2 protein-coding genes are annotated in these 2,866 nt (G+C 70.1%); both read left to right on the top strand.

The window, feature by feature from the left end; genetic code table 11:
• A partial coding sequence (locus A612_RS17705; RefSeq protein WP_040436632.1) for a TAXI family TRAP transporter solute-binding subunit occupies positions 1 to 356 on the top strand: 356 nt, incomplete at its 5' end.
• Between the two features lie 89 nt (positions 357 to 445).
• On the top strand, positions 446 to 2,866 hold a 2,421-nt coding region (locus A612_RS10790), incomplete at its 3' end, for a TRAP transporter permease (RefSeq protein WP_019374498.1).

Raw genomic sequence — 2,866 nt, 5'->3', positions numbered from 1 at the left:
TGGGGGGGAGCCTGCGCGCCGGCCGCGGCCAGGGCACGCTGCGCGTGCTCAGCGTCCCGAGCCTGGGCCAGGAGGTCTTTCCGCGCGCCGTGCAGCTGTGGCGCGAGCAGCATCCCGAGCTGCTGCTGCAGCACCGCACGCTGCACACGCCGCAGATCCTCGCCGCCCTGGCGCTGCAGGAAGCCGACACGGTCTACGCCGTGACCAAGGCGGTGTTCGACAACTTCGACGAGTTCAAGAAGCTGCACCCGGCGCTGGCCCACCTGACGCCCGAGAGCATGGTCAAGGACGGCCTGTCGGCGCCGCTGCACGAGGGCGCCGCGCGCTACTACAAGGAAAAGGGCTGGATCCAGTAAGCCCCGCGCTTCACCGAACCCTCCGCCCGCAGGGGCGAAGCCCCGCCGCTTCGCCCCTTTTTGTTTCCTGACCGTTCCAAGGACTGCCCATGGCCTCTGAAATCGGCAAGGCCCCCGAGGCCCTGCAGCAACTCGTCGCCGACACCGACACCGGCGGGCGCCAGCCCACGGGGCTGACGCGCCACCTGATCTTCGGCGTGGCGCTGGCCTGGGCGCTGTTCCAGTACTGGTACGCCTCGCCCTTGCCCTTCGCCCTGGGCTTCGGCATCCTGAACGACACGCAGGCGCGCGCCATCCACCTGTCGTTCGCCATCTTCCTGGCGTTCACCGCCTGGCCGGCCTTCAAGCGCTCGCCGCGCGCCCACGTGCCGCTCACCGACTGGGTGTTCGCCGCGGCCGGGGCCTTCGCCGCCGCCTACATCATGCTGTTCTATGCCGAGCTGGCGAACCGCCCCGGCAACCCGACCACGGGGGACATCGTGGTCGCCTGCATCGGCCTGGTGCTGCTGCTGGAGGCGACGCGGCGCGCCGTGGGCTGGCCCATGGCGGTGCTGGCGCTGGTGTTCATCGGCTACAGCATGGCCGGGCCGTGGCTGCCGGAGGTGATCTCGCACAAGGGCGCCTCGCTCAACCGCATGCTGACCCACATGTGGCTGACGACCGAGGGGGTGTACGGCATCGCCCTGGGCGTGTCGGCGACCACCATCTTCGTGTTCGTGCTGTTCGGCGCGCTGCTGGACCGAAGCGGCGGCGGCAACTACATGATGCAGGTGAGCTTCGCGGCGCTTGGCCACCTGCGCGGCGGGCCGGCCAAGGTGGCGGTGGCCTCATCCGCGCTCAACGGCATGATCTCCGGCTCGTCGGTGGCGAACGTGGTCTCGACCGGCATCTTCACCATCCCGCTGATGAAGAAGGCGGGCTACGGCGGCGTCAAGGCCGGCGCCATCGAGACCATGAGCTCGGTGGACGGCCAGATCATGCCGCCGGTGATGGGCGCGGCCGCCTTCCTGATGGTCGAGTACGTGGGCATCCCCTACGCGGACATCGTCCGGCATGCCTTCCTGCCGGCCATCCTGTCGTACCTGGGGCTGTTCTACATCGTCCACCTGGAGGCGCTGCGCCTGGGGATGCAGCCCATCGCCCAGCGGCGCGCGCGGCCCTGGCGCGACCGCATCCTGCGCAACCTGTTCGGCGTGCTGGGCACGGTCATCGTGGTGGGCGCGCTGTACTACGCCATCGGCGCCATGAAGGCGCTGCTGGGCGCGGCCGCTCCCTGGGCGGTGGGCGCGACGGTGCTCGGCCTGTACCTGGTGGCGGTGTGGCAGGCGGCGCGCTGCCCGGACCTGCCCGACACCATCGAGGGCGCCTCGGTGGGCGGCCACCTGCGCGACACCTGGCCGACGGTGCGCGCCGGCCTGCACTTCATCATGCCCATCGGCATCCTGGTGTGGTGCCTGATGGTCGAGCAGATGTCGCCGTCGCTGTCGGCCTTCTGGGCCGTGACCTCGCTGGCGGTGCTGATGCTCACGCAAAAGCCGCTGATCGCGCTGTTTCGCGGCACGTCCCAGGCGGGCATGTGGCGCGAGGGCGGCACGGCCGTGGTCGAGGGCTTCCACAACGGCGCGCGCAACATGATCGGCATCGGCATCGCCACGGCGACGGCCGGCATCGTGGTGGGCGGCATCACGCTCACCGGGCTAGGTCTGCGGATGACCGAGTTCGTCGAATTCGTCAGCCAGGGCAACGTGATCCTGATGCTGCTGTTCGTCGCCGCCACCTGCCTGGTGATCGGCCTGGGCGTGCCGACCACGGCCAACTACATCCTGGTGGCCACGCTCATGGCGCCGGTGGTGGTGGAGCTGGGGGCGCAGGCGGGCATGGTGATCCCGCTGATCGCCGTCCACATGTTCGTCTTCTACTACGGGATCATGGCGGACATCACGCCACCGGTGGGGCTCGCGACCTTCGCGGCCTCGGCGATCTCGGGCGAGAGCTCGCTCGCCACCGGGGTGCAGGGCTTCATCTACGCCTCGCGCACGCTGATCCTGCCCTTCATCTGGATCTTCAACCCGCAGCTGCTGATGATCAGCACCGAGGGCGCGGGCGAGGCGCTGCGCGTCATCGTCGCGAGCATCGCCGCGATGCTGCTGTTCGCTGCCGTGACCATGGGGTGGTTCCGCGTCAAGAGCCGCTGGTGGGAGCAGCTGATGCTGCTGGCTGCGGTGGTGCTGCTGTTCCGCCCCGACATGATCATGAACCGCATCCAGCCCGAGTACGTGAGCGCCCCGGCCGCGCAGGTGTACGACGTGGCGCGCGAGCGGCCCACGGGCGGGCGCCTGGTCATGCGCATCGAGGGTATGACGCTCGAGGGCGACGAGCGCAGCAAGACGGTGGCGGTGGTGCTGGGCGGCGAGCAGGGCGAGGACGGGCGCAAGCGCCTGGCCGACGCCGGGCTGCAGCTGGTGCCGCTGGGCGATGCGCTGCAGGTGGGCGCCGTGCGCTTCGGCTCG

This window comes from Melaminivora alkalimesophila, assembly GCF_000282995.1.
Classification (GTDB): Bacteria; Pseudomonadota; Gammaproteobacteria; order Burkholderiales; family Burkholderiaceae_C; genus Melaminivora; species Melaminivora alkalimesophila.
The sequence above is the reverse complement of the archived record's forward strand: the minus strand, read 5'-3'. Positions and strand labels throughout refer to the sequence as shown.